Below are 5,092 nucleotides of genomic sequence, written 5' to 3'. Positions count from 1 at the left end.
TGTTCATGATCGCCCCTCTTCCGGAGGAGTTGAACTCGCCGGAATGGCAGGGCGATCCCGAGGACGACTCCGAGTAGGTACTCCAGAAGCCGTTGAGCCGCCCCGAGTGCTCAAGGAAACGTCACCCCGCCGAGGGTGACTGTCCGGGTGCCGCTCGCGTCCCACAGCTTGAGCGTGAAGCGGCCCCGGGCCTCCGCTTCCGTCAGCTCCGTTTCCACCATCACCTCCCGAAAGCCCGGCTTGCTGGCGGGCGACTGCCACACCGTCACATTGCGCCCCCTGCCGCCTCGGGACGCCAGGTGCGCTCCCTCGGCCTTCCAGTCCTGGGCGCCCGGGCCCCGGAGGGTCAACAGCACGGCCACCCGCGCGCGGCGCTCCTCCGGTTGCTGACCCGGAGCGGCGGAGCGGAAGGCGGTGGCGTCCCACAAGGCAAGGGCATTCGCGGGACCTACGGTGAGCGTCTCGACTGGGAGGACCTTGGTGCGCACGCCCGCCCTGTCCAACAGCCCGTCGGAGCGCAGGCCAATGAGGCTCGCTCGCCCCGGCCCTGTCACTTCCGCCCGGGTCCGTTCCAACTCCAGCAAGCACCGTCGGGCCTTCTCCCGCTCGGCGTCGGCCTGCTCGCAGCACACCTCGGCGGAGCGAGGCTGGCGGTACACCTGCACGTGGGTCTCCGCCCGGGCCGGGTGCGCCACCAGGTGGAAGGCCACGCTCGCCGGCACCGCTCCATCCGCGAAGTGGACCGTCAACCGCAAGGGCCTGTCGGGCACCTCCCCCGGGGCCAACACCAGGGTGAGGACGCGGCCCTCCTCGTCCAGGCTCACGAGCCGGAAGCGCGCCCGCTCCTCCAACTCCACGCCGCCCTGGCGGAGGGAGCGGAGCGGGGTGTCGAACACCACCGTGAGGGCGAGCCCCGGGCTGATGCGCAGCTCGGGCCGCTCCCCGGCGGCACGGGGGAGGAGCTCGAGGTGACGGACTCCCGGCTCCCAGGGCTCGGGAGGTGGCTGGGCCAGGGTGGGGACGCCGACGTGAAGCGAGAGCAGGAGCGGGATGGTGGTGCGAAGGGCGGGCACGGAACCTCCGGGGTGGGGAGCCTAACAGAGCCTCCGAGGTTGGCTCCCCACCTTCCGGAGACTCGTGCTCCTTGGGCCGCCCTACTTCCGCACGGCCTCCGCGGTGAAGTTGCGGTTGATGAGGGCGGTGTCCGGGGAGGGACGGCCCCGGATTGGGAGCCCCAACATGCCGTCGAGGTCCAGGAGCTGCACGCAGACGGGGAACCTGTCTCCGCCAGGGGTCCGAGCCTCGGTGAGGCGACCGTAGACGCGCTCCTTCCCGAAGAGGAGTTCCCCGATCAGTTCGGTCCCCTGCTCCGCGGCGCCCCAGCCCCCCGTTTGGCCGATAATGACGGACGCGCCAGGGCCCTGGTGCACGGTGGAGCGCCCCTGGTGTGCCTGTTCGAAACCGACGCTGCCCACTTGCCCCGAGATGCCCCACTTCTTCATGGCCTCCTGGGCGCCCGGAGGGCAGTCGTCGGGGGTGAGGGGGCGCACCTGGGCGCCGGGGCAGGCGGACGCGAGGGCGCAGACGAGCAGGGCCGTGCTGACCTTCGCGGCGGGGGGGCCTGTCTGCGTCTCCGGCGGGGGCTGGGAGGCGAGCGGGGCTCGTGGAGTCTTCACGCGCATGTCCTGGGGGCGTGTCGCGCTGGCGACAGGCACAGGGGTGGCCGCCTCGACGGGCGCTGTGCCCCCTCCACCTTCTGGCCACTCCCAGGGCGGCGCTACTTCCTGGCCGGGCGTCCCGCTCGCCTGGGGAGTCGGCTCGCGCGTGGCGAGCAGGAGGGCCAGCACGACCTGCGCCACCGAGACGCCCGCCAGGGCCCCCCATCCCCAGCGGAGGAGGGGCCCGCGTGCGTGCCGTGTCGCCGTGGGGGCCGGAGGCTGTACCGGGAGGGCCTCGCCCGTCGTGGACGGCGCGGCCAGGGTGGAGGGTTGCGGCGTGGGCGCCTCCTCGGGGGCGTCCTCCGGCACGCGCTCGTCATGCAGCGGCACGTCCCAGGTCCCCTCCGCTCCGGCCAGCGCCTCCAGCAGGGCCCCCTCCAGGGCCCCGGCGGTGGGGAAGCGCGCCTCGGGGGCCTTGTCCAGCAGGCGCAGGCACAGCTCGCCCAGCGCCCGGGGGACGCGGGCGTTGCGCACGTGGGGCGGCTCGGGGTGGTGCGTGAGGACGGCGTCCTGCTGGGAGGGCTCGTCCCGCTCGTCGAAAGGGTAGGCGCCCGTCAGCAGCCGATAGAGGACGATGCCCAGGGCCCACAAGTCATCCAGGGGAGGGGACGTGTAGCGCTCTCCCGGCTGGCGCTCGCGCAGGAAGCGCCACACCTCCGGGCTCCGGTACGGCCAGCTCCCCGGCGGCAGGGCTCCGGTCACCCGGGAGGCCGAGGGCCAGCTGCTCACGCCGAAGTCCACCAGCACCGGCTGGCCGTCCGGACGGACGAGCACGTTGGGGCCCTTCACGTCCCGGTGCACCACCACCTCGGCGTGGATCGCTGCCAACTGGCGCGCCAGCTCCAGGAGGACGGTGGCCACCTGCCGCGCCGTGGGGTGGTGTCTCCTCGCCCAGGAGTACAGGGCGAGTCCCGGCACGTACTCCATGGCGATGAAGAGGAACAGGGGGCAGAGGTCCGGCCACTTGCCGTGGCCCTCCAGCTTCACCACGCCCACCCGCTCCAGGCGCGGCAACACCTCCAGCTCCCGGCGCGCCCACTTCCCGGCCACCGGGAGGTAGATGAACTTGACGGCATACAACTGCCCGCCCCGCCGGGCCCGGTACACGGTGCCCTGGCCGCCCCTGCCCAGCTTCGCCTCCAGGTGGTAGCCGCCCACCGTGGTTCCCACCGGGGGCAGCAAGGCCGCCTGCGTCTCCTCCTTCCACAGTTGCCGCTGCCACCACCACCGCCGCCGGACCCTGGCGCTCCCCGCCGCCTGTTCCTCGGGAACCTGATTCATGAGCGTGACCTCCGCGGTGGGGCAGCCTAACACGACGTGGGCACGCTCGAACCCCGCCCGCACGGTAGGCCCTCCCCGGCCCGTCATGGACAACCCATGAAATCCTGTCTCACGCTCCCAACCCAACGGACGCGAGGAGGAGCCCATGCGTGGCACCTGGACCGGTGACGAAGGGAGTGGCGGCGGTGCTGACGTTGTACCTGGTGGTGTACCTGGGGTTGGGGCCGATGCGGGAGATGGTGCGGGCAGGGAGGGGGCTGCTGGAGCAGTCCGAGCGGGCAACGACCACCGGGGAGTTGAGGGCGGCGGGCCAGCGCTTTGGCCGGGTGCTGGGGGATAACGGCATGCGCGTGTTGCTGCTGCTGGCGACGGCGGCGCTGTCGGGTCGGTCGAACGTGGTGGGCAGGGGGCCGGGGTTGCCCGGCTTCGGTCGGGCGGCGCTGCTCTCCCCGGTGCGCATGGGGGTGAGGCTGGAGGCGGCGGGGCAGGTGGGGACGGTGGTTCTGGGTGCCGAGGAACTGGTGGTGGGGCTGGCGCCCACCGCGGTGGCGGCCAGTGCCCTGGGGCCCGGAGGTGGATTACCCACCGAAGGCTTGCTTGAGTCGCAAGCCAGGCACATCACCAAAATCGACAACATCCTCCGTGATCACGCGAAGCCAGGTGATTTCGAGGGGGTTGCCAAGGAGCTTGCTGGCCAACACATCCCGAAGCCGGGTGGCGGCTACTGGGATCATCGGCGCGAGATGATGCAGTCCGTCAGGGATCTCAAGAGACATGTCCGGGCGCTTGAGGGCAGCCTGGAGAACCCGGCACACTCGCCTGCCGTTCGTTCGTACGTCCAGGAGGCGATGGACAAGGCCAGGGCCATGATCTCTCGGATGGAGGAAGCCCTTTCTGGAGGAGGGTAGTGTGGACAATGCAGAGCGAGTGCTGCGCCTGACCTCCAAGAAGGTGGAGGAGGTACTGGGTGCCCTTCGAGAGCTCAAGCTGGACAAGGACACACCGCCATCCGATGAGGTCGTGGATGCAGGGCTGGAGTTGATGCGGAGCCCTGATGTCGAGGTGCGGTACGAAGCTGTCTGGGCCCTGTGCCTTCATTGGGCACACATGCGCACCCTCCCCATGCTCCGGGCCATGCTGGAGGGGCGAGAGACGGATGTCGAGGTGCTGGTCATCGCTGCTCGTTCCCTCGGCTCGATGCTCGAGCGGTGTGGCCAGCCGGATGAAGAGGGCTTCAGGGTGCTTGCGCGCGTCGCGTTGGACGAGAGCGCGAATGCTGAACTCAGAGGGGTCGCGTATGTCAGTCTTCGTGCCGCTGCCGGGTTGCTGCCAGCCCAGGAGCAAGCGCTTCTCTCGGAAGACATCCGTCGACTCGAGGTGGATGATGAGTGGCTGCGTGCAATGGCAGGTGTGAGCACGCCTCCGGCCCCGGCCCCGCTCACTCGGGGCGGGCGATGAGGAGCGTCTGGAGCGGCACGTTGCGCATGGGCTGGGCGCTCTCGATGCGGAAGCCCGCGTCACCCAGGAAGCCCTCCACCTCGGCCGGCGTGTAGGCCGCCGCCTTCGAGGTGAGGAAGTAGTGCAGGCCGATGAGGGGCGCGGCGCTCGGCGGCTTCTCCACGTCCTCGCGCAGGTACTCCAGCACCGCCAGGGTCCCCTTGTGCATGAGCGCGGTGCGCACCCGGCGCAGCAGCGCCACGTTCTGCGCGGGCGTCAGGTGGTGCACCACCTGGAAGAGGAGCACCGCGTCGTACGGGCCCCCCAGCTCCGAGGTGAGGATGTCCCCCTCGCGGTGCGTCACCACGTGCGACAGCCCGGCCCGGGCGATGATCTCCCGCCCCACCCGCACGCTGCCCTCCAGGTCCAGCACCGTGGCCTTCAGCCCCCGGTGCTGACGGCACAGCTCCGCGGCGAACCAGCCATGGGCGCCGCCCAGATCCAACAGCTGCTTCGCGCCTCGGGGCAGCGGAATGGCCGAGGCCACCTCCGGCGCCGCCAGCCGCGCCAGCTGGTGCATGGCGTGGATGTAGTCCCGCCAGCGCTGGTCCTCCGGCTCGAACTGGTGGATGTCCACCGCCTGGCCGGAGCGCACC

The 5,092-nt window shown here is 71.1% G+C and carries 5 protein-coding genes; 2 read left to right on the top strand and 3 right to left on the bottom strand.

Annotated features, from left to right (window positions below; genetic code table 11):
- Window positions 1–110 precede the first annotated feature (110 nt).
- Window positions 111–1,073 carry a DUF2381 family protein gene (locus VF794_RS33870; RefSeq protein WP_331117257.1) on the bottom strand — a complete coding sequence of 321 codons (963 nt, stop codon included), beginning with the start codon at window positions 1,071–1,073 and terminating at the stop codon, window positions 111–113.
- Window positions 1,074–1,154: 81 nt separating this feature from the next.
- Entirely contained in the window at window positions 1,155–2,999 is a 1,845-nt protein-coding gene (locus VF794_RS33865; protein ID WP_331117256.1) for a serine/threonine protein kinase, read from the bottom strand.
- A 149-nt stretch (window positions 3,000–3,148) separates the two neighbouring features.
- On the opposite strand from VF794_RS33865, the gene VF794_RS33860 reads away from it, so the two are divergent.
- Both VF794_RS33860 and VF794_RS33855 read left to right on the top strand, forming a co-directional pair.
- Window positions 3,149–3,907 carry a polymorphic toxin type 28 domain-containing protein gene (locus VF794_RS33860; RefSeq protein ID WP_331117255.1) on the top strand — a complete coding sequence of 253 codons (759 nt, stop codon included), beginning with the start codon at window positions 3,149–3,151 and terminating at the stop codon, window positions 3,905–3,907.
- Window position 3,908: 1 nt separating this feature from the next.
- Window positions 3,909–4,457 carry a HEAT repeat domain-containing protein gene (locus tag VF794_RS33855; RefSeq protein WP_331117254.1) on the top strand — a complete coding sequence of 183 codons (549 nt, stop codon included), beginning with the start codon at window positions 3,909–3,911 and terminating at the stop codon, window positions 4,455–4,457.
- Here the strand turns inward: VF794_RS33855 and VF794_RS33850 are convergent.
- On the bottom strand, window positions 4,438–5,092 hold a 655-nt coding region (locus tag VF794_RS33850), incomplete at its 5' end, for an SAM-dependent methyltransferase (RefSeq protein WP_331117253.1). The genes VF794_RS33855 and VF794_RS33850 overlap by 20 nt on opposite strands.

This window comes from Archangium sp., from assembly GCF_036389735.1.
GTDB lineage: Bacteria > Myxococcota > Myxococcia > Myxococcales > Myxococcaceae > Archangium.
This window is presented reverse-complemented; position numbering and strand designations above follow the sequence as displayed.

Coding starts and splice junctions, on each gene's coding strand:
- VF794_RS33865 (WP_331117256.1), bottom strand. CDS start 2,999: ATGAATCAGGTTCCCGAGGAACAGGCGGCGGGGAGCGCCAGGGTCCGG.